The organism is Paraburkholderia elongata (genome assembly GCF_013177735.1).
In the GTDB taxonomy this organism is placed as follows: Bacteria; Pseudomonadota; Gammaproteobacteria; order Burkholderiales; family Burkholderiaceae; genus Paraburkholderia; species Paraburkholderia elongata.
The window spans coordinates 96,437-122,726 of record NZ_WOEZ01000044.1; the positions used below are offsets into that span (position 1 = coordinate 96,437).

Genomic DNA, 26,290 nt, shown 5'->3' on the forward strand with positions numbered 1-26,290 from the left:
TTGTCACTAACGTCGAATGTGCGAGGGCACGGATTCCAGATGTACCACTACCGCAACTGCGCGGGGGACCCGCTTAAGAATTAGCGGTGGGAAGCCGCTTTCTTTGCTTACTTTCTTTGCGGCGGCAAAGAAAGTAAGTGCCTGCCCCGCACAGGGGCGACGCTAATAAACCAATAAGAATTCAAGGAAAGGCCAAGAAATCCAGATCAAGGATTCGCAACTCGCGCAAGATGCACAGAATCCTGCCGAACGGTATACACACACCCCGCCTCATCAGCGAACGCGGCCAGTCCCGCATGCTACGATGCTTCGCTCGTTGCGAAAAACGTCGGAGACATAGATGAGCCCAGAGAGTGCCGCCCGTTTCGATGACCAGTTTGCGCCCCGCATCGCCGAGGCAATCGCCGCATGCTTCGCCACCACTGTCCACACCGAAGTACTGCCTTACGGCGGCCACGGCCACCCCACCCGCGTACGGATCCACGCAGCACCGCTCGAAGGCCTGGGCCACTACCCATACCCCTTGAATCTGTTCCTCACCTGGGACAGCGACGAAATCGAACGTCTAATGGGCACAGAAGGCCCAGCGCGCTTCACCAGCTATCTGGCTGCATTGCCGCGCAAGCTCCAAGCCTGGCGCCACGTACGCGAACTGGATTTTCTCTCGCACACCCAGGCCGAGCCGGTGGTATTGATCGGCGGCCTCGATTTCGGCTCTTAAGACGCCGCCGCACCGATCCGAAAGAAACTCACACTTTGCACCAAACCCGATGCCTTGCTCTGCACCGCATCGGCAGCCGCAGCCGCCTGCTCGACCAAAGCCGCGTTGCTCTGCGTCACCTGATCCATCTGCGTGACCGCATCGTTCACTTCCGCAATGCCCGCTGCCTGATCGACGCTGGCCGTCGCGATCGCCTCGACGATGCGCGTCACGCTGCCCGCGCTTTGCACCACGCCGTCCATCGTATTGCTTGCATGGTTGATCAACTGCGTGCCGGCGTCGATCGTGGCGACCGACTCGTGAATCAGCGCCTTGATCTCATGCGCGGCATCGGCCGAGCGTTGAGCCAGACTGCGCACTTCGCTCGCGACCACCGCGAAGCCGCGCCCTTGCGTGCCGGCACGCGCCGCTTCAACAGCCGCGTTGAGCGCCAGAATATTGGTCTGCGCGGCAATCGCTTCGACCACCGCGATGATATCGACGATACGCTTGGACGCCGCGTCGATCTGGCCCATTGTGCGCACCGCATCGGTCATCACGACGCCGCCGTCGCGTGCCGCTTGCGCCGCGGTTTGCGCGAGCGTGGTGGCCTCGCGTGCGTTGCTGGCGTTGCGCTGAACCGAGTCGGTGAAATGCTGCATCGAGGCGGCGGTTTCTTCGAGCGACGCGGCCTGTTGTTCGGTGCGTGCCGACAGATCGAGGTTGCCCGCGGCGATCTCCTGCGTCGCTGACGAAATCGTGTTCGCGCCTTCACGAATCTCGCTGACGATATGCCGCAAGCGCTGATTCATTTCGTTGAGCGCGACCAGCAACTGGCCGGTTTCGTCGCGGCTCACCACGGCGACGTCGGCGCGCAGATCGCCTGCCGCAACCGCTTGCGCGACACCGACCGATTGCCTGACCGGCACTGTGATGCTATGGCTCAGGAACCAGATTGCGAACGTGCCCACGCCCAGCGAGCAGATCACGACCGATAGAAGCAGCACGCAGGCGAGCGTGTACGCGCGTTCTGCGGCATCGCCCGTGCGCACGTTGGAGTCTTGCGCCTGCTGCATCACCGCGGCGACAATACCGTCGATAGCGGCGGTCGGCGCGCGGTCGATACCTTTGACCAAACCGTCGACAACGTGTGCCGTATTCGGATCGGCCGCGTCATAGTGGCTGAGCGCGCCGAGGTAGCTGTCCTGCAGCGAGGCGTGCGTGGCGAGCGCCTTGTCGACACCGTCGACGTTAGCGCCCAATGCACTCAGTTGATCCTTCAGTCGCAGCAAGGCAGAGTGCGTCGTGCCGCTTTCTTTGCTGAAGGCGTCACGGTACTTGGCGAACGCAGCCGGATCAGCCCCGCGCAGCAGCAGGTCTTTCCATTCCTGAACCTGCTTCTTGAATTCGACCTGCGCGACGCGTGCCGTGTCGGCAGCTTGCGCATACTGGCTGAGCGTTTGCGCGGACTGGATTTGCAACGCATGGGTATTCGACAGTGCGTGCCAGCCTTCCAGACCCACCACCATCGTCGCGGCAAGCAGCACCGCGCCGAGCAGCGCCAACTTAACAGCGATCTTCAGATTTCTATAGAACGTCACTGCGATTTCCTTTGGCGTACCTTAGTCCAGCTTGAATTGCGTGACGGCAGTGGCAAGACTCACGGCCTGGCTTTGCAACGCGGCGGCCGCCGCCGTGGATTCCTCGACCAGTGCGGCGTTCTGCTGAACCATTTCATCCAGTTGGCTGACCGCGCGGTTGACTTCCTGAATCCCGCGCGTTTGCTCGTTGGCTGCCTGGGTGATTTCGGAAATGATGGTTGTCACGTTGGCGACGTTGTTGACGATCTCCGTCATCGTCTCACCGGCCTGGCGGACCTGGCCCGAGCCGGAGGTCACGCTCGCCACGGTCGCTTCGATCAGCGCCTTGATTTCCTTCGCGGCCTGCGCGCTGCGTTGCGCGAGGCTGCGCACCTCGCCGGCCACCACCGCGAAACCGCGGCCCTGTTCGCCGGCACGCGCCGCTTCAACCGCCGCGTTCAACGCGAGGATGTTGGTCTGGAACGCAATGCCGTCGATCACGCCGATGATGTCGGAGATCTTCACCGACGCCTGTTCGATCTCGCCCATCGTCGTAATCACGTCGGAGATCACCACGCCGCCACGCGAAGCGACCTGCGATGCGGACACGGCGGTATCGTCGGCCTGCTTCGCGGCGCTGGCCGACTGCGTGACCGTCGAGGTGATTTCTTCCATCGACGCAGCGGTCTGTTGCAGGCTGGCCGCAGCGGATTCGGTGCGGCCCGACAGATCGACGTTACCCGCGGCGATTTCATTCGCGGCCACGCGCACCGATTCGCTGGCGTCGCGAATCTGGCGCATCACGTGGCTGAGTTTGTCGATGAAGGTATTGAACGAGCGCGCGATCTGCGCGACTTCGTCGTTGCCGGCGGCCGGCAGACGTTGTGTCAGATCGCCTTCGCCCGAGCCGATCGCGTCCATCGCGTCGCGTACTTTCGAGAGACGCTGGAACGACACGGCGGTGACCGCGGCCACGATTGCGGCGGCAATAGCGGCAATCACGATCAAGGCGATGACCGAGGCGGTCAACAGCGATCGCATGCCCGCGGTCGCTTCCGATTTGTCGAGCGCGACGACCGCGTACCAGTCGGTGCCGGGAATGGCCTCGGCGCGCAGCAGCTTCGTGCTGCCGTTTACGTCGACTTCGACAGGGTGCTCGGTGCTGAAGAGCGCGGCGAGCTTGTCGCCGATGAGAGCAGGTGCGAGGTCCGACGCCGGCTTCAAGGTTAGCTTGGCGTCCGGGTGCGCGACGATATGGCCGCTCGCGTCGATCAACATGCCGAAGCTCGCGGGTGTCGGATGAATCGCCTTGACGTTGGCAATCACACTGTCCATCGCGACGTCGCCGGACACCACGCCTTTCACCGCGCCATCGCGCACCACGGGCGCGGCGAATGCGACCACCAGCTTGCCCGTGCCCACGTCCACATACGGCGGCGTCACCACCGGTTTGCCGGCTGCGGCGGCCTGCTTGTACCAGGGGCGGCCGGTCGGATCGTAGTCAGGCGGGATGCCGGTCGGATCGGAGAACTTCGCCGTCTTGTCCGCGTAGCCGACGTACACGTTGGTGAACTTGCCGGCCGCGGCGATCTGCTTCAACGCGGCGGACGGATCGGGTTGTAGCACGGCGTCCTGCAGCGAGTTGATCATCTGACTATTGGAGGCGATCCAGTCTTCGATACCGTCTGCACGACCGCTTTCGACAGCGTTCAAACTGCTTTCGATTGCATCGGCGTTATACGAGTTGGCGACGACATAGTTGAGAACAGCGTTAGCAGCGAGCGCGACCACAACGATGGCGACGCACAGGGCGACGATGCGCGCGCGAATGGAGGAGAACATGTCGGGAGTCTTTCGGAGTAAGCAGTGAACCGTTGTCGGTGAGGCGGGGGCCTCATACGCGGTATACGGCCTGGGCAGTGGGGACTTGAGCGGGTAATGCTTTCAGTTTCTGACGGCGGCCGGCAACGCCGCTTGTGGCGGCGCGCCGCGATGCTACACACTTTCTCGCGCGATGCGGGGTTTTCAATGGATGCCGAAACAGCGCCTTGGCAATGGTTGCGGGGCGCCGTATTCGTATGACGATAATGGTGGGTATGACGCTATGTGACGCTATGTACCGATGCAGGCGGATGATTTCACATCACCGGAGAATGCAGATGATGTGGGTGATCGAGCGTCTCGCCCACGATGCGCAGCGCCTCTTCGCATTCGTCGCGCGTCTTTGAGCCACCGAGGCACACGCGCATTGCGTTCGGCGGATTGCCGTCGGTGGAAAACGCCGCCCCCGCAACCGCGGCGATGCCCTGGTTGCGCAGTTGCAATGCGAGTTCGGAAGTACTCCAGCCGCTTTCCACCGGCACCGGCAACCACAGATGAAAGCCGTCCGGATGCGCTTCGTAAGGCCACGCTTCGAGCATGCGCGATGCAATCGCCTGGCGTGCGCGTGATTCATTGCGGATTGCGTTGAGCATATCGAGCGCGGTGCCGTCGACGATCCATTGTGTCGCAAGCGTGACCGTGAACGGACTCGCCATCACCGTCGTCGCGCGCAATGCGCCGGCGAGACGTTGTGTTTGTCTGGCAGTCGGCGCGTGCAGATGCGCGACCCGCAGACCCGCACCGAGGCTCTTCGATAAACCCGTCACGTAGTAAGTCAGTTCGGGCGCGAGGCTCGCGAGCGCATCGGGCGCACTTTGCGGCAACATCGCGTACGCATCGTCTTCGATGATCGGGACGCTGTAGCGCAACGCGACGTCGGCGAGCGCCTCGCGCCGTTTGTGCGTGAGCGTCAGCGTGCTCGGGTTTTGCAGCGTCGGATTGCAATAGAACGCGCTCGGCTTGTCGGTCTTGCAGAGCGCTTCGAATGCGTGGGCGAGCGGGCCTTCGTCGTCGCGCGGCAGGGCTTGCAGACGCACGCCGAGTTGCGCGGCAATCGCCTTGATGCCGGGGTAAGCCAGCGCGTCGAGACAGATCGTGCCGCCGGGCCGCGCCAACTGCGAGACGAGCGCCACCAGCGCGCTATGGATGCCGGGGCACACCAGCACGTTCTGCGCGGCGCAATTCGGTACGCGCCGCTTCAGCCATTCGGCGCCCGCGTCCTTGTCGGCGGCGGAGCCGCCGAAGTCTTGATAACGCAGCAACTGATAGGGATCGCTGTCGCTCATCAGGCGGGCCGCCGAATCGCGCAGACGAGCAGCGTAGTCGGGCGGCTCGGGTGGCGTGTTCATCGACATCTCGATGCTGCTGCCGCCGGTCAGCGGCAAGGTCGCTGTGCGGCCGCGCACGAAGGTGCCGCTGCCGGCGCGCGAATCGAGCAGGCCGCGTTTGCGCGCTTCCGCATACGCGCGTGCCACCGTCGTGTAGTTCAGCGCGAGTGCTTCGGCCAGATCGCGCAGTCCCGGCAAGCGGTCGCGCGGACGCAGGCGGCCGGTGGCGAGATCTTCTTCGATCAGATCGGGAATCGCGAGGTAGGCCGGCTTGCGGATGTCGGCGAGGCGTTTGATCCAGTGATGTGTCGGGCTGCTCATTGCGTTGGGCTTCGGATGGAGGTGGTGAGCATTGATCGGATTTGAATGCGATCAATGATCGGATTGATCGTCCGTGGTGAATGAGTGCACCACGCCGACACGTCCTTATCGGCAAACCGCACCCGGCTGGTGCGATATCGCGGGGTTGAGGGCGGTTGCTCGCGACGCCTCGGCTGTATGCAACCTTCGCGCCAAAGAAATTTTCGCGTCGCATGTCGAATCGAGGCCGAATTGATTGCTGATTGATCGCATTTGCGTAGCCGATCAATGGCACGGCCGTTGCGTTAAGAGAAGCGCGCACACATTGAACGCGCCATCTTTTAATTAGCAAACCTGATCGGAGAGTGTCATGCCAGCCGTCAACAAACCGTTGCATCAGAAAGGTGACTACCTTGTCGACTACGAAGAGAAAGTCTTTGAAGACGTGAAGGCCGAACCTGGCGAGAAGGCGCTCGTCACTTTTCACACGGTCGCGTTCGAAGGTTCGATCGGCTTCGTCAATATGTTGCAGGCCACGCGTTTGCAACGCAAAGGCTTCGAAACGTCGGTACTGCTTTATGGACCAGGTGTCACGCTCGGTCTGCAACGCGGCTTTCCAACGCTCGGCGACGAAGCGTTCCCCGGCCATCTGAATTTCAACAAGCAACTGATGAAGTTCATGGAAGAGGGCGGCAAGGTGTACGCCTGCCGCTTCGCCTTGCAAGCCTTGTACGGGCACGGCGAGGCATCGCTGATCGAAGGCATTCGCCCGATCAGTCCGCTCGACGTGCTTGATATCCAGCTGCTTCATCGCAAGGACAACGCGCTGATCATCCACACGTGGACGGTTTGACGAGAGGCGGGTGACCACTATGTCCGACAAACGCATCGTGCGTGCGGCCGCAGTCCAGATCTCACCGGACTTCGAACGCAGCGGCGGCACCCTCGAGAAGGTATGCGAGGCCATTGAGAAAGCGGCGCGTGAAGGCGTGCAGCTGATCGTGTTCCCAGAGACCTTCGTGCCGTACTACCCATACTTTTCTTTCGTGCGTCCGCCGGTTGCTTCCGGCGCCGATCACATGAAGCTCTATGAGGAAGCCGTGATCGTGCCGGGCCCGGTGACGCAAGCGGTGGCCGAACGGGCGCGTTTGCATCGGATGGTGGTGGTGCTCGGCGTCAACGAGCGCGATCACGGCAGCCTCTACAACACGCAGTTGATCTTCGACGTGGACGGCCAACTGCTGCTCAAGCGCCGCAAGATCACGCCGACGTTTCATGAACGGATGATCTGGGGGCAGGGCGACGCGGCCGGTTTGAAAGTCGCGCAAACGGCGGTGGCGCGCGTCGGTGCGCTCGCCTGCTGGGAGCATTACAACCCGCTCGCGCGCTATGCATTGATGACGCAGCACGAAGAGATTCATTGCAGCCAGTTTCCCGGCTCGCTGGTGGGGCCGGTCTTCGCCGAGCAGATCGAGGTGACGATCCGGCATCACGCGCTGGAGTCGGGCTGTTTCGTGGTCAATGCAACGGGCTGGCTGAGCGAAGCGCAGATTGCGTCCGTTACGTCCGATACGAATTTGCAGAAGGCGCTGCGCGGCGGCTGCAATACCGCAATCGTGTCGCCTGAAGGACAGCATCTGGCCCAACCGCTGCGTGAGGGCGAGGGCATGGTGATTGCCGGTCTCGACATGAGCCTGATCACCAAGCGCAAACGCATGATGGATTCGGTCGGCCACTACGCGCGGCCTGAATTGCTCAGTCTTGCGATCAACCGGCGGCCGGCGGAAACCGTCGCGCCGATGCCGGCCTGGTCCAGTGCTTCGAGCACCGGCTTTAATTCAAACGAGGGATGGTGCGATGAACTCCAGCGAGACACTGTCGGCAGCGAGCCGGCAATTGATGACTGAATTGCAGTCGGCCGGCTTGCGGCTCGTGTCTCCGGATGCGGGCGCCGCGAGCCGGCGTGGCGGCGCGGGGCCCTCGGACCACAAGGCGGTCACGGTCGACGGCGTGACGATCATGGTGCCGGTGCATACGAGCACCGCATGGCACTCGCCGTTCGTCGCGCAGACGCCGAATGCAAATGGATCGAGCGCGTTGCTGCGCGGCACGATTCCGATTGCCAATATCAGCTTTCCCAAAGCACCGCGCTTTTACGGCATGCAGACGCTCGACGGTGTGCCTTACTCGCACATTGCCGCGTTGCACAGTGCGGACGTGCTGGCCACGACGGTGCTGCAAACCTGCATCCGCTACGAGAGCCGTCGCAAGAGTTGCAAGTTCTGCGCGATTGGGCAGTCGCTCGCGGCAGGCCGCACGATTGCGCGCAAAACGCCGGAGCAATTGGCCGAAGTGGCGCGCGCAGCCGTGTTGCTCGACGGCGTCAAGCATATGGTGCTGACCACCGGCACGCCGCCCACATCCGATCGCGGCGCGCAGATTCTGTGCGAAAGCGCATTCGCCATCAAAGCGGCGGTCGATCTGCCGATCCAGGCGCAATGCGAGCCGCCCGACGACGACCACTGGTTCGCGCGCATGAAAGCGAGCGGCATCGATACGCTCGGCATGCATCTCGAAGTGGTGACGCCTGCATTGCGGGAACGCATCATGCCGGGCAAAGCGAGTGTGCCGCTGGCGCGCTACATGGCGGCCTTCAAAGCGGCGGTTGCCGTGTTTGGGCGCGGCCAGGTGAGTACGTACATACTCGCCGGTCTCGGCGATAGTGCGGAGGCGATTCTGGCGACGTCGCGCGAATTGATCGAACTCGGCGTCTATCCGTTCGTCGTGCCCTTCGTGCCCATCAGCGGTACGCCGCTCGAAGATCATCCGGCGCCCACGCCTGAATTCATGAAGTCGGTTCTGCAACCGCTCGGTGCAATGCTGAATGCTGCCGCGATGCGCTCCATCGATATCAAGGCGGGTTGTGGCAAATGCGGCGCGTGTTCGTCGCTGTCATCGTACGAGGAGTGATCATGTTCGGCGAAGCGATTGCAGGCGAAGCGCTGGATGGCGAAGTGGGGTTTGCGCCCTATGCGCCGAGCGAATTCCGCATCAAGTGGACGACGCTCGATTGGGAGGCCGACGGAGCGTACAGGCTGCGGCGCGCGGTGTTTTGCATCGAGCAGGGCATTTTCGTCGGAGACGATCGAGACGATATCGACAGCCACGCGCAGCAACTCGTTGCAGTGAGCTGTGTGGCCGGCATGCCGGAGCAGGTGGTCGGTACGGTGCGGATTCATCGCGACGAGGGCAACGTGTGGTTCGGTTCGCGCCTGGCCGTGCATGCCGCATTTCGCCGCCACGGCAAGATCGGCGCGACGCTAATTCGTCTCGCGGTGAGCAGCGCCCATGCGCTCGGCTGCGAGACTTTCCTCGCGCATGTGCAGAGCCAGAACGTGCCGCTTTTCCGCGCGATGCATTGGGATGTGCTCGCCGAAGAAATGTTGTTGGGGCGACCGCATCATCTGATGCAGTCCCAACTGGACTGGTATCCGCCGTGTGTGACGCCGTATGGCGGCTTCGTAACTCACACGCAACCGCACGGCCTGGCTTCTGCACGGAGCGCGGCATGAGCGTGGCCGATCTCGTTGCGAGCTTGCGCGAGAGTCGCGGATTTCGGCACAAGACGGATATCGTCGATGTGGTCGGCTCGCTCGCACGGCGTCTGCCTGGCGGCACGCGCGATCTCGCGCAGGCCGTCGCGCTTGGCGACGACTGCGCGGCCATTGCCGATGGCGATGGCTACCTGCTGTTCGCAATCGAAGGCATGGTCAGCGATTTCGTGAGCGCGATGCCATGGTTCGCCGGCTACAGCAGCGTGATGGTCAACGTCAGCGATATCTGCGCGATGGGTGGACGGCCGCTGGCGGTGGTCGATGCGTTATGGAGTCGAGGAATCGGCGCGGCAGAGGACGTGCTCGCAGGCATGGCGGCGGCTTCCGTCGCTTATGGCGTGCCGATCGTAGGCGGTCATACGAATACGCGCAGTGATGCGGCGCAACTGGCAGTGTCGATTGTGGGGCGCGCGAAAGCGCTGCTGTCGAGTTTCAATGCGAAACCCGGTGACCGGTTGATGATGGCCGTCGATTTGCGCGGCCGCTTCGAGGAACCGTATCCGTTCTGGAATGCCTCGGTGGATGCGCCGCCTGACCGTTTGAGAGCAGATCTCGAACTGCTTGCGCAGTTAGCGGAAACTGGCCTGTGCGACGCGGCGAAAGACATCAGCATGGCCGGCACACTCGGCACGGCGCTGATGTTGCTCGAGTGCTCGCGGGTGGGGGCACGGATCGATCTCGATCGTATTCCGAAGCCTGCTGGCGTTTCGTTGGAGCGTTGGGTCACCGCATTTCCGAGCTTCGGTTATCTGCTATCGGTTCGGGAAGAGCAGGTGGACGCAGTGCAGGCCCAGTTCGATTCGCGTTCGCTCGCATGCGCCGTGATCGGTTCGGTCGATGCGACGTCCGAAGTGGTATTGCGTCAGCACGATGAGGCTGCGGTGTTGTGGGATTTCGATCGCGAACCGTTCATGGTGGCGAAGGACGGTCCGCGATGAACACGCTGCGTATCGCGTTGCTGACGCATTCGGTCAACCCGCGCGGCGTCACGTCGACGTATACAGCCAATTGCTTGCAACCCGCGCGTTGGCCATTCATTGATCGATTGAGGATTTGCGATGCCTGTCATGCACTTTCGGATTCAATGGCCTGATGGCGATGAAGCGAACTGTTATTCGCCGTCGCTCGTCATTGGCGATTTTTTCAAACCTGGCGAGGCGTATGCGCTGGACGATTTCGTGGAACGTTCGCGGCAGGCGCTAGATATTGCGTCGGAGCGCGTGCGCAAGAAGTACGGCTTTGCCTGCTCCGCGGCCATGGATCAGCTCGCGCAGATCGAACGCGACGCCGAGCGCTTTCGCGATCACCCAGAGGCGACCGTCAAGGTTATCGAATTCAGCTAGGCGCTTATTTTGCAGAGGAAGCATCATGTCGAATCCAGCACATCACGCACGTGCTGACGGGCATTACAGTGTGCTCGTCGTCGGCGGCGGGCAGGCGGGTCTGTCGGTCAGCTATTACCTAAAGCAGGCGGGCATCGACCATCTGGTTGTGGAAAAGAACACGGTGACGCATACGTGGCGCCAGCAACGCTGGGACGCGTTCTGCCTCGTGACGCCGAACTGGCAGTGCGCATTGCCCGGCTACCCGTACCTTGGCGACGACCCGCACGGGTTCATGAGGAAGGGCGAGATCATCGATTATCTCGACGGTTTCATCGCGCATGTCGATGCGCCGGTGATCGAGCATACGGAAGTCAAACGCGTGAAGCAGCGCGACGATGGCGTCTATACGATTGCGACCACGCAAGGCGATTTGACCGCGGATCAGGTGGTGGTCGCCTCTGGGGGGTATCACACGCCGATCGTGCCGCGTCTTGCCGAGCGTTTGCCCGCAAGCATCGTGCAATTGCAATCGTCGGCGTATCGGAATCCCCAGGCCTTGCCCGAAGGCGCGATCATGGTGGTCGGCACGGGGCAATCAGGCGCTCAGATCGCGGAGGACTTGCATCTGGCCGGGCGCAGGGTGGTCCTCGCGGTCGGCGAGGCGCCACGCTGTGCGCGTTTCTACCGGGGGCGCGACGTGGTCGATTGGCTCGCCGACATGCAGTACTACGACATGCCGGTCGAAAAGCATCCGTTGCGCGAAGGCGTGCGCGACAACACCAATCACTATGTGACCGGGCGCGATGGCGGCCGCGACATCGACCTGCGCAAGTTCGCCGCCGAAGGCATGGAGCTGTACGGTAGGCTCGACGATCTGCGCGACGGACAATTCCATTTTGAGCCGACACTTGCCGCCAATCTCGACGCCGCGGACGATACGTATAACCGGATCAACGCGAGCATCGACCGCTTCATTGACAAGCATGGCATCGACGCGCCAGCGGGTGAGGTCTACGAACCCGTCTGGCGGCCGGCCGATGAACGTACGACGCTCGATCTTCACACTAGCGGCATTTCTGCAATTGTCTGGTGCATCGGCTTCACGCCGGACTTTAGCTGGCTCGACGCGCCGGTTTTCAATGGGCGTGGTTATCCGGCACATACCCGCGGCATCACACCCATCGACGGTTTGTATTTTGTCGGCCTGCCGTGGCTGCATACATGGGGTTCGGGACGCTTCTCAGGCGTCGCGCGAGATGCGGAGTTTGTCGTGCAGGCGATTCGTGAGAAGGTGCACGAGCGTGCGTCGGTGAGGGCGGCTGTGGCAGCTTGAGCCTATGGCTTATGCGCCTTGACGCGAATGCATGAAAAAACGGCCGCTGCTTTTTTATCGCAGCGGCCGCTTCTTTTGGTACGGACTGAATTGAAACTCAGCTCCCCAGTGCCGGATCGCTCATGCTGCTCTTGCCGGTTTCCACGTGTCCGGCGAAGCGTCGCGCGAACGACGGGTCCGTGTCGACGGTAATCGCCAGGTCGTACCAGCCATAGGCGTTGCGCAGATCGAGATACAGCTGTTCGGTATCCCCGCCGCGCACCGAATGCTTGACCACGTTGTTCGCGTCATAGGCATTGACGATAGTGAACTGGCAGTGCGCGCTGCCCACGTTTTCCAGCCGCAATTGCAGGTTGCCGTTGGCGACGTCATAGCCTTCGGCGACTTCCGGCCGCGCGATGTCGGAGCCGTTCCACCAGCTTCTCGCGACCGGCTTGCCCGCGAAGCGGCGCAGGAAACCGTTCGGGCCGTAGACCGTGTAATCGTAGGTGCCGTCGACATTCAACGGCAACTGATCCTGCAGCCGCTTGCCGGCTTCAACCGTATACGTAAGCGGCGCAGCGAGACCATTCGCGGCATAGACGAGAAACACGGCGCCCGTGCGGCCCGAATTGACGAAACGCATCGTCAGCTTGTTCGCCGAGCCTTCACCGTGGACGCGCACGAACAGTTCGTACGGCAGCGCGCGAGCCGGGCGTGCGCCGGGTTCCTGCTTCGGTACGGCCTGCAGGAGCGGCGGCAGCGGCACATAGTCCGGATGCCGATTCTGATCGGGCGGCACGTAGCCGCTCGTGCTTGGCAGCGTCGGGAATGCGTCGTTCGGGGTGCTGAAGTTGAACGCCGACATCAGATCGCCGCACACCGCGCGGCGCCACGGCGTAATGTTCGATTCGCCGAGATTGTGCTGCTGGCCGAAGCGCTTTTCGATAAAGCGGATCACTGACGTATGGTCGAACAGTTCCGAGCACACATAGCCGCCTTTCGACCACGGCGAAACCACCAGCATCGGCACCCGCGGGCCGAGTCCGTACGGACCCGCCGGCGTTTTGCCATTGCCCGGATAGTTTTCATTGCTGGTGTCGACGGTCGACAAACCGTTTGCGCTCGACGCCGGCGCGAACGGCGGCGCCATGTGATCGAAGAAGCCATCGTTCTCGTCGTAATTGATCAGCAGCACGGTCTTGCTCCACACCTCGGGATTGGACGTGAGAATCTGCAAGACCTGATCGATGTACCACGCACCGTAGTTCGACGGCCAGTTCGGGTGCTCGGAATACGCTTCCGGCGCGACGATCCACGAGACCTGCGGCAGGGCATTGTTCTGCACGTCGCGCTTGAGGATGTCGAAGTAGCCGTCGCCGTTGGCCGCGTTCGTGCCCGTGCGGGCGTTGTCGTACAGCGGGTTGCCCGGCTGCGCGTTGCGGTACTGGTTGAAGTAGAGCAGCGAGTTGTCGCCGTAGTTGCCGATGTACGCGTTCTGCGTCCAGCCCCACGAGCCGCTTGCGTTGAGTCCTGTACCGATGTCCTGATAGATCTTCCAGGTGATGCCGGCGTTCTGCAGCACTTCCGGATAGGTGGACCAGCCGTAGCCGAGCTCCGAGTTGTCGATCACCGGGCCGCCGCCGTTGCCGTCGTTGCCGACCCAGCCGCTCCACATGTAGTAACGGTTCGGGTCGGTCGGGCCCATCAGCGAGCAGTGGTACGCGTCGCAGATCGTGAAGGCGTCGGCGAGTTGATAGTGAAACGGAATGTCGTCGCGCGTGAGGTAGGCCATCGTCGTGGTGCCCTTGGACGGCACCCATTGATCGTAGCGGCCGCCGTTCCATGCCGCGTGCGTGCTGGTCCAGTCATGCGCGAGGTCTTGCAGGAATTGCAGGCCGAGGTTCGGCGCGGTGGGGCGGAACGGCAACACATAGCCGACATCCGCGGCGAGCGGCTGGTACCAGACCGGCTTGCCGTTGGGCAGGTTGATCGCGCGCGTGTCGCCGAAACCGCGTACGCCCTTGAGCGTGCCGAAGTAGTGGTCGAACGAGCGGTTTTCCTGCATCAGCACGACGATGTGTTCGACGTCGCGGATCGTGCCGGTCTTGTTGTTGGCGGGAATGGCGAGTGCGTTGCGAATGCCCAGCGGCAGCATGCTCAACGCGGTGGCGGAACCGGCTGCATGCGCGGCGGAGCGTAGAAAATCACGGCGATTTTTTGAGGTCATGGTATTGGCTTTCGATCTTCGGTGAAGGAACGATGCACGCAACACGCGAGCCTCGCCCGCGCGAAGCGTGACGCGCGAAACTCAGTCGACGGTGTGAATGACAGGTGTGGCGAGCGGCGTCGACGCGGCGGCAGACAATGCCGGGTCGGCGCTTGATGCAGGTAGTGCAGGGGTTTGAATCGTGACTGCGGCGGGCGCGGGTGCAACGGAGGACGGATTCGCCGACAGAACCGCGGCGGTGTTGCTGTCGCCGGCGGCACTTGCGGTAGAACTAACCGCGCGCGTGTCGGGGGTTTTGTCATCGTCGTTGCCGCAAGCGCCGAGCAGCATGCAGAGCGACACGGCGGCCAGTGCGCTCGCCAAACGTTTGCGATAGAAGGCAATGGACGGCTTCGACACAACAGACATGGCAATGTCTCCGGCACGGGGAAGATGCGCCAGGGCATCCATGTGCCCAGGTGAGCGATGCGCAAGAATAGTCGCTTACCTGTGTAACTTTTGTGAAGATGTGGAAATTTGGGTATTTGTTGAGAATTGGGCGGCCGTCAATCCTGGATCGCGACGATGGCCTCGATCTCGACGGTAATATTGCCCGGCAGGGAACCCACACCGACCGCCGAGCGCGAATGCCGACCGGCATCGCCGAATACATCGACCAACAGATCCGAGCAGCCGTTGATCACGCGCGGGTGCTCAGTAAAATCCGGCGCCGCGTTGACCATACCCAGCAGCTTGACGACGCGCTTCACGCGCCGCAAATCGCCCAGTTCGTTATGCAGTACGGCGAGCAGATTCAGGCCGACCATTTGCGCGTGCCAGTACGCTTCGTCCGCGCTGACGGTGGCGCCGACCTTGCCGGTCATCAGCGAGCCGGTTTCGTCGAGCGGACCCTGGCCGGACAGAAACAGCAGATTCCCCTCGCGTGTGCAGTGCATGAAATTGCCGATCGGCGTCGGCACTTTCGGGAGCTTGAGGCCGCGCGTGTGCAGCCGGTCGTAGCAGTTCATCGATGGGGAAGTGATGGTGAGCGGTCTTTAAGGAGTCAGCGTTGCGCGCGCCGGGGGGACTTCAGGTTTCGTGCTTCGGACAATGTGCTCTGGGCTTTGGACTTAAGGCGGCGTCACGCCGCCGGCTCCTGGTCGCGATGCCGCCAGCCGAGGCGCGCTTCGATACGGGCGGCCACCGCCTGTACGGCTTGGGCGAAACGCTCGGTGCCGAGCACGGCTTTCGCCTCGGGCATCACGATCGAAATCGTGAAGACGCACGCGCCGGTGTTATCGAGCACGGGCGCCGCGAGGCACGCCACGGACGCATCCGATTCGCCGATCTGAATCGACAGCCGCGCCTCCAACGCTTCGCGGGCGATCTGCGCGAGCACTTGCGGCCGAGTTTCCGCGCGACCGGTCGGCGAGCTTTGCGCGTGCTGCGCGAAGAACGCGACCCGTTCGGCATCCGGCAGGTGCCCGACGAGCAAACGGCCGGACGCGGTCCAGTTGAGCGGCACGCGGCTGCCGACTCGCGAGGTCACACGAAAGTGCCCGGGGCCTTCAGCCATTTGCTGCACGACCATCATGCCGTCTTCGAGTCCGCAGACCTGCACGGTCTCTTCGACTTCCGCCGAGAGCCGCTGCATTTCTTCATGAGCGACCGCGAGGTAGTCGAGCGAGCTCGCGTACGTCAAACCGTATCCATACAGACGCGAGCCGAGCCAGATCGTGCCATCCATACGCCGCGCCAACAGGTTCTTTTCGACCAGATCGTTGATGATCGAATACACGGTGGACAGCGGCGCGCCGACCATGCGCGCGACTTCATACGCGGTGGCGGGACGGTTCGCTTGCTGGAGCGCGTCGAGAATCTGCACAGCGCGATCGATCGCGCTGGTGCGTGTGCGTGGCGCGGCGCCTTCCTCCCGACTTTTTGCCTGGGTTTCGGCGCCGGCAGATGCCGCGGCGGGTACTGCTTCGGACGCGGAAGGTCGGGACGTGCGAGCCATCGTGCTCCTCTGACGTGGGATGTTTTTGTCCAGTTGACGCAGGGTGATTGTATGCTAGACTGATCCGCAATTACAACATATATTCCATAATTAAGAAATACGAGGTTGGAGGCGCTTCATGGACATTCGCTCTCGCTTTGGCTTACGCCCTGTCATCAATGCTTCGGGCACGATGACGAGTCTGGGCGCGTCCAGTGTTAGCGCACCGGTGATCGACGCGGTGGCGCAAGTGCTGCCGCAATTCGTCGAGATCGACGATCTGCAACGCCGCGCTTCGGCGGCGATTGCCCAAGCGTGCGGCAGCGAAACCGGGTATATCACCGCGTCGTGCTCGGCGGCGATCACGCTTTCCATCGCCGCCACCATGACGGGCGACGACCACGGCCTGATCGAACGGCTACCCGACACGAGCGCCATGCAGCGCAACGAAGTCGTGATTCAAACCGGCCACCTCGTCAATTATGGCGCCCCGGTGGACCAGGCGATCCGGTTGTCCGGTGCGCGCGTCGTGCCCGTGGGCGCGGCGACCGAAGCGCACGGCTACCAACTGAATACTGCCATCACCGAACGCACCGCCGCGGCGCTTTACGTGGTTTCGCATCATACGGTGCAATTCGGCATGATCCCGCTCGAAGAATTCATTGCGGTCGCGCATGCGAAGGGCGTGCCGGTGATCGTCGATGCGGCTTCCGAATATGACCTCAAACGCTTTATCGCAGCCGGCGCCGATCTCGTGCTCTACTCGGCGCACAAATTTCTCGGCGGGCTGACCGCCGGCATTGTCGCGGGTAAGAAAGCGCTGGTACGTGCCGCGTATTTCCAGAATGGCGGCATTGGCCGCGGCATGAAAGTCGGCAAGGAAGGCATTGTTGGCGCGATCGCCGCGTTCGAACAATGGCAGCAGCGCGACCATGTCGCGGTTCGCGCCCGTGAACGCGGCCACCTCACGCTGTGGCGCGAAACCTTGAATCGTTGCGACGGCGTATGGGCGGAGATCGACGCCGACCCGACCGGCAATCCGCTTGACCGTCTGAAACTGCATATCGATCCCAGGCAGGCTCGCATCACTGCGTGGGATCTCGCCGATGCGCTCGCGCGGCCGCCCGAAGGCGAAGCGCCGGTGATCGTGCGCGATCATGAAGCGGAACTGCATTTCTTTTTCCTCGACCCGTGCAATCTGCATCCGGGCGAAGAACAGATCGTACTGGCACGGCTCACGGCCGAACTCGAGCGCGCGCGACAGTCGCCCGAACCCGTCGTAACGCCGTTCTACCAGCGCGACGCGCGCCGCATTGCCGCGCGCCGGAATTGGCCTGATTGATTCTCTCCCGGTTCATATCGATTCATCGATGACCGTTGTTTGACCCTAGCACCGGACTCCGTTCCGGTGCCGCTTTGACTTGCCCGCTTAGTACTACTTATATCGCCGGAACATAACCGTGTAACCGGCGTTTGTCTCTCTTTCGACTTGAGGAAACCATGAAGCACAAGCAGATTCTTCGTACGGCCATCGCGTTCGCGGCCGCCGGACTCGCCGCGCAGGCCGCCCACGCGCAAAGCAGCGTGACGCTATACGGCATCGCCGATGCCGGCTTTACCTTCACCAATAACCAGAAGGGTGAGAAGGCGTATCAGGCGACGCAAGGCAATGTGCAGGGTTCGCGCTGGGGCCTGCTCGGCAGCGAAGATCTGGGCGGCGGCAACAAGGTCCTGTTCAAGCTCGAAAACGGCTTCAGCCTGGAGAGTGGTGCATCCGGTCAGGGCGGCCGCATGTTCGGCCGCAGCGCATGGGTTGCGCTTTCAAACAACAAGGCGGGCACGATCACGCTCGGCCGTCAGTACAACAGCGTGCAGGACTATCTGTCGAACATGCAGATCAATGGCGTCGGCGCAATGAGCCAGTACGGCAACGCGATCTACGACAACGACGATATCAACAACACGTACCGCACCGACAACGCGGTCAAGTACACCACGCCGACGTATGCAGGGCTCACCGCAAATGCGATGTACGCGTTCTCGAACACCGCGGGCGCGTTCGCCAACAATCGCGCATGGAGCGTCGGCGCGGATTACGTGAACGGTCCGCTGCACCTTGACGCGGCCTATTCGCTGGTCAATCAGCCGGCTACCAACACCACTGGCGCGGCGCCGTCTGACAACTACTACAGCACCAGCTCGTCGATCATCAGCGGCGTGAAGCGCAACCAGGTGTGGGGCGCAGGCGGTTCGTACGTGTTCGGCCCGGCAACCGTCCTGCTGCTGTACACGAACTCGCAATTCCAGTTGTTCAGCGGCGGCAGCCTGCGCTTTGCCAACTATGAAGCCAGCGTGAAGTATCAACTTACGCCGGCTACGCTGCTCGCGCTCGGCTACATCTACACGACGCAGAACACCAGCGGCACCACGGCCACCAGTGCTCACTACAACCAGTTGAGCCTGGGCGGCGAGTACTTCCTGTCGAAGACCACCGACCTCTACCTGAACGGTATCTACCAGCATGCATCCGGTTCGCACGCATGGGTCGAAGGCATTTCGAATCCGTCGAGCAACAACGGCCAGTTCGTGACCGTCGCCGGCATCCGCCACAAGTTCTAAGTACGCCGCCCGCGCCGCTGCTCATACAACATTCCGCTCAACGGAAACCGCGGCGCGGATCTTTCCCTTCAGGAGCACCTATGGCGACCGTTCAAGGAAGTCTGTTACTCGTCTATGCATTGATCGCCATCATCGCGCTGGTCGTGTTGATCGCGCGCTTCAAGATGAATCCGTTTATCACGTTGATGATGGTGTCGGTGGCGTTGGCGCTCGCCGTCGGCATGCCGGCGACGTCGATTCTCAAGTCGTTCGAAACCGGCGTGGGCGGCACGCTCGGCCACATTGCCATCGTGGTCGGCCTCGGTACGATGCTCGGCAAGATGATGGCCGAGTCGGGCGGTGCGGAACGTATCGCGCGTACGCTGATCGACCTGTTCGGGCCGAAGAACGTGCATTGGGCGATGATGTGCATCGCGTTCCTCGTCGGCTTGCCGGTGTTTTTTGAAGTCGGTTTCGTGCTGCTGATTCCGATCGCGTTCAACGTCGCTCAGCGGACCGGTACGTCGATGATTCGTGTCGGCATTCCGATGGTGGCGGGTTTGTCTGTCGTGCACGGTCTGATTCCGCCACACCCGGCTGCGTTGCTCGCAGTCACTGCGTATAACGCGGATATCGGTCATACGATTTTCTACGCGTTGATTGTCGGCATTCCTACTGCGGCCGTTGCTGGTCCGCTGTTCTCCAAGCTGATCGCGCGCTTTGTCGTGCTCGACGGTTTCAATCCGATGGCGCAGCAATTCATTGAACAGGATGCGCAGCGCTCGCATCAGGAATTGCCGGGCTTCGGCATCACGTTGCTGACGGTGCTCTTGCCGGTGCTGTTGATGCTGGTCGGCAGTTGGGCCGATGTGATCGTGCCGGCCAAAACGTCGCTGAATAACGCGCTGCGCCTGATTGGCCATCCGGACATGGCTTTGTTGCTGGCCGTGCTGTTGAGCTTCTGCACGTTCGGCAAGTCGCGTGGCTTTAACCGCGAGCAGATCCTCAAGTTCACCAACGAGTGTCTTGCACCGACTGCGAGTATCACGCTGGTGGTGGGAGCGGGCGCGGGCTTCGGGCGCATTCTGATCGATAGCGGCGCGTCGAAGGCGATCGTCGATGTCGCGACGGGCGCGCATGTGCCTCTGTTGATTCTCGCGTGGCTGGTGGCGGCGTTGATTCGCGTGGCAACCGGTTCGGCGACGGTAGCGATGGCGACGGCGGCCGGCATCATCGCGCCGATCGCTGCAGCGGCGGCGGGCACGGTGGGTGGTGTGCGGCCCGAGTTGCTGGTGCTGGCCACCGGTGCGGGTTCGCTGATCCTGTCGCACGTGAACGACGGAGGCTTCTGGCTGGTGAAGGAGTACTTCGGCATGACCGTGCCGCAAACCTTCAAAACGTGGACCGTCTGCGAAACGATTATTTCGGTGACGGCGCTGGTGTTGACGTTGGGGCTTTCGATCGTGATTTGAGCGGGGAGGCTTTGTCGCGGCGTGTCTTGAGGACGCGCCGCGATTTTGCATTGCGCGTCCATTCGCGCGACTATTGCTGCGATCTGCCGGCTATGGAAGGCGCGATAACCTGGGCGCGTAAGTGGGAGAGGGTGGCCTTGACGACGTTCAACGCTGCCGAGAGATGAACGCAGCAATCGCCTCGTTCAACGCATCCGGCGCATCGCGATGCGGCGAGTGCCCACACGCGTCGAGTTTGACCAATTGCGCATGCGGCACGTGCTCGCCGATAGCATCGATCTGAGCCATGGTGCCGTAGTTGTCGTCGTGGCCTTGCAGTGCAAGCAGAGGTTGCTTGATGGTGGCCAGTTCATCGACGATGCGCCATTCCCTGAACGCCGGATTTAACCAGATATCGTTCCAGCCATAGAACGCGGAATCGACGTCGGCATGATAGCGGCTGAGTTTGCTGCGCAGATCCGTGGTCTCATAGAGCTGCTTGGTCTGCGCGATGCTTTCCACCGAGATATCTTCGACGAATACATGTGGTGCGATTGCGACCGCGCCGGCCAATTCATCTGGATGCATTGCTGCGTAGAGCAGCGTGATCGAGCCGCCGTCGCTATGGCCGATAACCCACATGCGCTTGCGCTCCTGCATGCCGATATCGAGTGCGTCGAACAGAGCGGGAAGGATATCGCGCGCTTGTGCTGTCATGAAATCGACCGGCCATTTGACGTCGTGCGCACGCGGTGTGGACAGTCCATAACCGGGCCGCGAATAGACGAGGCCACGCATGCCGAGACGTTCGCACAAGGCTTGTGGCCAATCGCGCCACATCGCAATCGATCCGAGTCCTTCATGCAGGAATACGGCGATCGGTGCATTGCCCGCCACTTCATTCAGCCAACGATATTCGATGCGCAACTGCCCATGCGATGTCGTGGCGGGCAGTTCCGCGAAGTCGCTAACAAAGGCCGTGTTTACGGGGTTCTGCATGGCTCACCTTATGACTGTTCGCGCAGTTTGAAGCGTTGAATCTTGCCGGTAGCGGTTTTCGGCAAATCGTCGACGAACAGGATGTCGCGCGGATACTTATGCGGCGCGAGCCGATCCTTGACGAAAGCCTTCAGCTCATCCGCGAGTATCTCAGACGGCGCGAATTCACGCTTCAACACCACGAACGCGCGGGTCTTGACGAGGCCGCCGTGATCGATGCCAACCACCGCGGCTTCCAGCACCGCTTCGTGCTGCACCAGGACCATTTCCACTTCGACGGGCGAGACGTACTGACCGCTCACTTTCAGCATGTCGTCGCTGCGGCCCGCATACACGTAGCAGCCGTTCGTGAGACGGCGATATTTGTCTCCGCTGCGGATCCACTCGCCGAGGAACGTCGCGCGCGATTTCTCGCGATTGCTCCAGTACATGAGCGCCGCGCTCGGTCCTTTGATATACAGATCACCGACTTCGTCGTCGGGCACCGCATGACCGGCTTCGTCACGCAGCTCGACTTCATAGCCGCGTACGGGGCGCCCCGTGGTGCCGTATTCGACCTCGCCCGCGCGATTCGACAGGAAGATATGCAGCATCTCGGTCGAGCCGATACCGTCAAGAATCTCGCAGCCGAAGTGCGCTGTAAAGCGCTCGCCAATTTCGCGCGGCAGCGCTTCGCCCGCCGACGTGCATATGCGCATTGCGACGTCGGCGCGTGGTGGCAGGTTGGGCGAGACGAGCATGCCCGCGTAGAGCGTCGGCACGCCGTAGAAAATGGTTGGGCGATGCCGCACGAGGCGCGTGAAAATGGCGTCGGCGGTGGGACGCTCGGCCATCAATACGGCCGTGGCGCCCACCGAAAGTGGGAACGTCAGACCATTACCCAGACCATACGCAAAGAACAATTTGGCCGCCGAGAAAACCACATCGCTTTCGACGATGCCGAGAATCGGCTTCGCGTACAACTCGGCAGTCCAGTACAGATTCGCGTGTGTGTGGACCGTGCCTTTCGGTTTGCCGGTCGAACCCGACGAATACAGCCAGAACGCGATATCGTCGCAACCGGTCGTGCATGCTTTGATAGCCGGTGTGGCCACGTTGATCAGATCGTTGAGTCGCGGCGCGGTTAAAGGCTCGCTTTCGTCGCTTTCGAGTGGCTGCGAGACGATCAACTGGCATCCGTCGTGTTCGGCAGTATCCATCGCCTGAGTGACATTCGGTAGCAATGCGCCCGAGGCGATCACCGCGCGCGCGTGGCTGTGCGTCAGCATGTACACGTAGTCGGCAGCGGTGAGCAGCGTGTTCGCGACGACCGGCACGACGCCCGCATAGAGCGCACCGAGAAAGGCAATCGGCAGTTCCACAGTGTCGTGCATCACCAGCAGCACGCGTTCTTCCGGATGAACGCCGAGTGTGCGCAATGCGCTCGCGAAGCGCCGGGCCCGATCTTCGAGTTCGCCGTAAGTGGTGGTGCCGGTGTCGTCGATATAAGCGGTCTTGGCCGCGCGCGATTCATTCAGTCGAAACAGGTAGGCCGCGAAATTAAATACCGCGGGCGGCGGTTCGACCTTCGCTGCGGGCTGACTCGCAGCCGGTTCCAGCAGGGCTTCCATATGTCTCCTCCATCGGGTGGGGGCGGTCCGGCGGTTATGTGCTCATGATCCGCTCGATGCTTGTCTCGTGCCGCTACGCTGCGGGCAAATGCGTGGTTTGCGTCAACGCGTCGATTGCAGCGCTCGATGCCTGAACGGCCGAGCGCCTGTGATAGAAACCCAGGGCACGCAGGCCGCCGAGTTCTTCTCCGCCACCTGCGCGGCCTGGTCCACCATGCAGCGACATCGGCATCACGTTGCCGTGGCCGGTTTGGCTCTGCTGGACTGAAGGCGAGATCGCGTGAACACGTCCATGCGAATCGGCGAGTTCCAGTGCGAGCTTGCCGAGATGCGCGTCGTCGTTCGAATAGATCGACGCGACGAGCGAGCCTTGGCCGCATCGCGCGAGTGCGATTGCGTGCGCTTCGGGAAGGGTGCCGTTTGCTGGAGCGGCGACGCGATACGGCGCCACGGTTGCCACCGGTCCAAACACTTCGACGTCGTGCAGCAGCGTTGCGCTATCGGGATCGTTGTTCACGAACAGATGCGGCGCAACGCAAGCCGCAATCGTTGTGTCCGCATCGATAAGCGGTACGGCCGAGCCGTCGTACGCGAGCACGGCTTCCTCGCGCAACGCGGCGATGCCGGCCAGCACGTTCTCGTACTGCTCGCGGTTCACGAGCGAACCCATCCGCACGGCCTCGTTGCGCGGATTGCCGACGGTTATTTTCGCGAGCTTGGCTTTGAGTGCATCCAGCACCGCTTCGAGCGATGCTTCCGGCACGAATGCGCGCCGGATCGCCGTGCATTTCTGACCGGACTTCACGGTCATTTCCCGCACCACCTCCTTGATGAACAGTTCAAAAGCGGGCGTATCGGGTGTCGCATCGGCACAGAGAATTGCGCTGTTGAGACTGTCGGCTTCGACATTCAGACGCGCGCCGCGTTCGACGAAAGCCGGATGCGCGCGCAATGTTGCGGCGGTTTGCGCGGAGCCGGTGAACGACACCACGTCAAATGCCTGAATCTGATCGAGCAGACCCGCAGAACTGCCGCAGATGACGGATAACGCGCCGGGCGGCAGAATGCCTGAGTCGACCACATCGGCAACCATGCGTTGCGTGAGCCATGCCGTCGCCGTGGCGGGCTTGATGATGACGGGCACGCCGGATAGCAAGGCGGGCGCTGCTTTCTCCCACAAGCCCCACGACGGGAAATTGAACGCGTTGATGAAGAGCGCGACACCGCGTGTCGGTGTGAGTACGTGCTGCACGCTGAACGATTGGTCTTTACTCAACGATGCGACGTTGCCGTCGCGCAGCGCATGCACGTCGCCGAGCGTCGCGCCGAGTTTCGCGTAGTACGACAGCGTGAAGATTCCACCGTCGATGTCGACCGCCGAATCATTGCGCGTGGTGCCCGAGTTCGCGGTCGCGATCGCATAGTAGTCGTCGCGCCTCGCTTGTAGCAGTTTGACGATCTCGGCAAGACGGACGGCGCGTTGCGCATAGGTCAGCGCACGCAAAGCGGTGCCGCCTTCTTCTCGAGCGAAGCCAAATGTCTGGGTGAGATCCAGGCCCTGGCTCGACACGCGCACGAGCGCTTCACCGGTGACCGGATCGGTCAGCGTCACGCCTTCACCGCCGCCCGCGACCCACTGGCCTGCAACGTAGTTTTTCAATAGTTCGGTCATGGCGAGTCTCAGGCGGAAGGTGGGGTAGGGGTGAATTCGATCGCGCCTTGCGGCAGCAGATACAGCACCAGCGCCTGCCCATTCGCGACGGTCGGACGATGCGCGCTGCCGGGGCCGTACACACACCAGCCGGCCGGATGACCGTCGAAGGTGGCGCCGTCGGTGAGCGGCATGATCAGATCGATTTCGCCGTTCGGGTGAACGTGATGCGGACCGGCAATATCCTTCATATCGACTACGTCGACGGAAAAGCCGTGGGTATCCGGCAATGCCTTGAAGATCCGACCATAGCGAATGCCGCCGCCTTCGCGGTTGCACAGCCAGCCTTCGGTCACGCCGATGCGGCAGGCATCCGCCAGATCGCGAAAGGTCGCACCATCCGCGGGATAAGTGTCGTTGAGCCACGCGGCCAGCGTGCCGTCGAGCGGCCGGCCGGCGAGTTGCTCTGTCACGCCCGCAATCAGGCGTTGGAAGTCATGTGGGGACATGCAAGCCTCCAGATCAGCGCGTGCACCTTAATTCATGCGTGTTGTTGCGCCGTCTCCGTGACGCTGCCGAAAAACCTCGACAGCGTTTGTTATTGGATCAATATTTGGCGAAAATTAACCGTTCACTATGACCATGTCAAGCACTATAGTACATGTAACGCAGTCAAGAGGTAGTTAAACATGAATTCAAATTACTCTTCAGCGCCGCTGGACGATCCTGCCGATGAGGAGGCAAGCCGCGCGGGTCGGGCCAACCGCGGGGCCGACAGCGGGGCTGACCGCGGAACGGACCGCGGCGGCGAGCGCGAAGAGCGCGATCCTTTTCTGACGGCAATGGGTGAGCGCGTGCGCCTGCTGCGCGCACGCCGCGGCATGACGCGCAAGACGCTGGCGACCGAAACCGGCTTGTCGGAGCGTCATCTGGCGAATCTGGAATCCGGCGTGGGTAATGCGTCGGTGCTCGTGCTGCGGCAGATCGCGGCGACGCTGAACTGCCCGCTGGCCGAAGTGATCGGTGACGAAACCACCGCTTCCGCCGAATGGCTGCTGATCCGCGAACTGCTGCAAGGGCGCGACCAGGCGGCGTTGCAGCGCGCCCGCGTGGCGCTTGCCGAGATGTTCGCGCAAGCGCCGCGCGACCCGCATCGCAAGGACCGGATCGCGCTGATCGGCTTGCGCGGGGCCGGCAAGTCGACCTTTGGGCGGATGCTGGCGCAGGAGCGCAAGGTGCCGTTCGTCGAACTCACGCGCGTGATCGAGCAACTCGCCGGCTGCCCGCCGTCGGAGATTCATTCCCTCTATGGTGCAAGCGCGTACCGGCGTTATGAACACCGGGCGCTCGAGGCGGTGATTCAGGAACACGAGCGTGCGGTGATCGCGTCGCCGGGCGGGCTGGTGTCGGAGTCGGGCACCTTTAACGCGCTGCTGTCGCACTGCTTCACCGTATGGCTGCAAGCCACGCCGGAAGAGCATATGCGCCGCGTCGTCGCGCAAGGCGACCTGCGGCCGATGTCCGGCAATAAAGAAGCGATGGATGACCTCAAGCGCATCCTGGCGGGGCGTGGCGAACTGTACGGCCGTGCCGACATGATCTTCGATACCAGCGAAAAAACCTTGGCCGACGCCTACTTGCAGCTGCGTGACCGGCTTGCTGCAAGGCTCGCGGCCGAATCGCCGGACGACGCACGGGTGAGCTGACATGTAGTGCGGTTCCAGGGTTTACTAGAA

At 62.1% G+C, this 26,290-nt stretch carries 23 protein-coding genes; 12 read left to right on the forward strand and 11 right to left on the reverse strand.

Annotation, left to right across the window (positions count from 1 at the left end; all coding sequences use genetic code 11):
* Window positions 1–340 precede the first annotated feature (340 nt).
* Window positions 341–721, forward strand: a complete 381-nt coding sequence (locus tag GNZ13_RS09980; protein ID WP_172162950.1) for a DUF5594 family protein — start codon at window positions 341–343, stop codon at window positions 719–721.
* Here the strand turns inward: GNZ13_RS09980 and GNZ13_RS09985 are convergent.
* The 3 genes from GNZ13_RS09985 to GNZ13_RS09995 all read right to left on the reverse strand — a co-directional run bounded on the left by GNZ13_RS09985 (window position 718) and on the right by GNZ13_RS09995 (window position 5,810).
* Window positions 718–2,301: a methyl-accepting chemotaxis protein gene (locus GNZ13_RS09985; protein WP_172162953.1), complete on the reverse strand. Its 1,584-nt coding sequence runs from the start codon at window positions 2,299–2,301 to the stop codon at window positions 718–720. The genes GNZ13_RS09980 and GNZ13_RS09985 overlap by 4 nt on opposite strands.
* 21 nt (window positions 2,302–2,322) lie before the next feature.
* Complete coding sequence (locus GNZ13_RS09990; RefSeq protein WP_172162956.1) at window positions 2,323–4,122, reverse strand: methyl-accepting chemotaxis protein; 1,800 nt, start codon at window positions 4,120–4,122, stop codon at window positions 2,323–2,325.
* A gap of 296 nt (window positions 4,123–4,418) precedes the next feature.
* Entirely contained in the window at window positions 4,419–5,810 is a 1,392-nt protein-coding gene (locus GNZ13_RS09995; protein WP_172162959.1) for an aminotransferase-like domain-containing protein, read from the reverse strand.
* A gap of 349 nt (window positions 5,811–6,159) precedes the next feature.
* Between GNZ13_RS09995 and GNZ13_RS10000 the strand changes: the two genes are divergently transcribed.
* The 7 genes from GNZ13_RS10000 (at window position 6,160) to GNZ13_RS10030 (ending at window position 12,061) form a co-directional block, all read left to right on the forward strand.
* Window positions 6,160–6,642: an MSMEG_0572/Sll0783 family nitrogen starvation response protein gene (locus GNZ13_RS10000; protein ID WP_172162962.1), complete on the forward strand. Its 483-nt coding sequence runs from the start codon at window positions 6,160–6,162 to the stop codon at window positions 6,640–6,642.
* A 19-nt stretch (window positions 6,643–6,661) separates the two neighbouring features.
* A complete protein-coding gene (locus GNZ13_RS10005) occupies window positions 6,662–7,696 on the forward strand; it encodes a Nit6803 family nitrilase (protein ID WP_172162965.1) in 1,035 nt (344 codons plus the stop codon).
* Window positions 7,689–8,759, forward strand: a complete 1,071-nt coding sequence (locus GNZ13_RS10010; RefSeq protein ID WP_172163201.1) for an MSMEG_0568 family radical SAM protein — start codon at window positions 7,689–7,691, stop codon at window positions 8,757–8,759. The genes GNZ13_RS10005 and GNZ13_RS10010 overlap by 8 nt, the downstream gene beginning before the upstream one ends.
* Before the next feature lie 2 nt (window positions 8,760–8,761).
* Window positions 8,762–9,361 (forward strand): MSMEG_0567/Sll0786 family nitrogen starvation N-acetyltransferase, encoded by a 600-nt coding sequence (locus tag GNZ13_RS10015; RefSeq protein WP_172162968.1) that lies wholly within the window; start codon window positions 8,762–8,764, stop codon window positions 9,359–9,361.
* Window positions 9,358–10,341: a sll0787 family AIR synthase-like protein gene (locus GNZ13_RS10020; protein ID WP_172162971.1), complete on the forward strand. Its 984-nt coding sequence runs from the start codon at window positions 9,358–9,360 to the stop codon at window positions 10,339–10,341. Before GNZ13_RS10015 ends, GNZ13_RS10020 begins: the two co-directional genes overlap by 4 nt.
* Before the next feature lie 120 nt (window positions 10,342–10,461).
* The gene (locus GNZ13_RS10025) at window positions 10,462–10,746 is read left to right on the forward strand and encodes an MSMEG_0570 family nitrogen starvation response protein (RefSeq protein ID WP_172162974.1); all 285 of its coding nucleotides are present in this window, start codon (window positions 10,462–10,464) and stop codon (window positions 10,744–10,746) included.
* A 25-nt stretch (window positions 10,747–10,771) separates the two neighbouring features.
* Window positions 10,772–12,061, forward strand: coding sequence for an MSMEG_0569 family flavin-dependent oxidoreductase (locus GNZ13_RS10030; RefSeq protein ID WP_172162977.1), 1,290 nt, complete (start codon window positions 10,772–10,774; stop codon window positions 12,059–12,061).
* 97 nt (window positions 12,062–12,158) lie between these two features.
* On the opposite strand, the gene GNZ13_RS10035 is transcribed toward GNZ13_RS10030, so the two are convergent.
* From GNZ13_RS10035 to GNZ13_RS10050, 4 genes are all read right to left on the reverse strand, one after another.
* A complete protein-coding gene (locus tag GNZ13_RS10035) occupies window positions 12,159–14,270 on the reverse strand; it encodes a phosphocholine-specific phospholipase C (protein ID WP_172162980.1) in 2,112 nt (703 codons plus the stop codon).
* An 81-nt stretch (window positions 14,271–14,351) separates the two neighbouring features.
* Window positions 14,352–14,678, reverse strand: a complete 327-nt coding sequence (locus GNZ13_RS10040) for a hypothetical protein (protein ID WP_172162983.1) — start codon at window positions 14,676–14,678, stop codon at window positions 14,352–14,354.
* Window positions 14,679–14,815: 137 nt separating this feature from the next.
* Window positions 14,816–15,277 carry a RidA family protein gene (locus GNZ13_RS10045; RefSeq protein ID WP_172162986.1) on the reverse strand — a complete coding sequence of 154 codons (462 nt, stop codon included), beginning with the start codon at window positions 15,275–15,277 and terminating at the stop codon, window positions 14,816–14,818.
* Between the two features lie 113 nt (window positions 15,278–15,390).
* On the reverse strand, window positions 15,391–16,266 hold the full coding sequence (locus GNZ13_RS10050; RefSeq protein WP_172162989.1) for an IclR family transcriptional regulator: 876 nt from the start codon (window positions 16,264–16,266) through the stop codon (window positions 15,391–15,393).
* Between the two features lie 118 nt (window positions 16,267–16,384).
* On the opposite strand from GNZ13_RS10050, the gene GNZ13_RS10055 reads away from it, so the two are divergent.
* The 3 genes from GNZ13_RS10055 (at window position 16,385) to GNZ13_RS10065 (ending at window position 20,315) form a co-directional block, all read left to right on the forward strand.
* The gene (locus tag GNZ13_RS10055; protein ID WP_172162992.1) at window positions 16,385–17,587 is read left to right on the forward strand and encodes an aminotransferase class V-fold PLP-dependent enzyme; all 1,203 of its coding nucleotides are present in this window, start codon (window positions 16,385–16,387) and stop codon (window positions 17,585–17,587) included.
* Window positions 17,588–17,745: 158 nt separating this feature from the next.
* Window positions 17,746–18,864 (forward strand): porin, encoded by a 1,119-nt coding sequence (locus tag GNZ13_RS10060; RefSeq protein ID WP_172162995.1) that lies wholly within the window; start codon window positions 17,746–17,748, stop codon window positions 18,862–18,864.
* Between the two features lie 80 nt (window positions 18,865–18,944).
* A complete protein-coding gene (locus tag GNZ13_RS10065; RefSeq protein WP_172162998.1) occupies window positions 18,945–20,315 on the forward strand; it encodes a GntT/GntP/DsdX family permease in 1,371 nt (456 codons plus the stop codon).
* 147 nt (window positions 20,316–20,462) lie between these two features.
* Here GNZ13_RS10065 and GNZ13_RS10070 read toward each other — a convergent pair whose 3' ends face one another.
* The 4 genes from GNZ13_RS10070 to GNZ13_RS10085 form a co-directional block, all read right to left on the reverse strand.
* The gene (locus GNZ13_RS10070; protein ID WP_172163001.1) at window positions 20,463–21,293 is read right to left on the reverse strand and encodes an alpha/beta fold hydrolase; all 831 of its coding nucleotides are present in this window, start codon (window positions 21,291–21,293) and stop codon (window positions 20,463–20,465) included.
* Between the two features lie 8 nt (window positions 21,294–21,301).
* Window positions 21,302–22,903 carry a benzoate-CoA ligase family protein gene (locus GNZ13_RS10075; protein ID WP_172163004.1) on the reverse strand — a complete coding sequence of 534 codons (1,602 nt, stop codon included), beginning with the start codon at window positions 22,901–22,903 and terminating at the stop codon, window positions 21,302–21,304.
* A gap of 73 nt (window positions 22,904–22,976) precedes the next feature.
* Window positions 22,977–24,575 (reverse strand): 3,4-dehydroadipyl-CoA semialdehyde dehydrogenase, encoded by a 1,599-nt coding sequence (locus GNZ13_RS10080; RefSeq protein ID WP_172163007.1) that lies wholly within the window; start codon window positions 24,573–24,575, stop codon window positions 22,977–22,979.
* 8 nt (window positions 24,576–24,583) lie between these two features.
* Window positions 24,584–25,063, reverse strand: coding sequence for a DUF4863 family protein (locus GNZ13_RS10085; protein WP_172163010.1), 480 nt, complete (start codon window positions 25,061–25,063; stop codon window positions 24,584–24,586).
* 180 nt (window positions 25,064–25,243) lie between these two features.
* Between GNZ13_RS10085 and GNZ13_RS10090 the strand changes: the two genes are divergently transcribed.
* Window positions 25,244–26,260, forward strand: coding sequence for a helix-turn-helix transcriptional regulator (locus GNZ13_RS10090; RefSeq protein ID WP_172163013.1), 1,017 nt, complete (start codon window positions 25,244–25,246; stop codon window positions 26,258–26,260).
* Window positions 26,261–26,290: the final 30 nt, after the last annotated feature.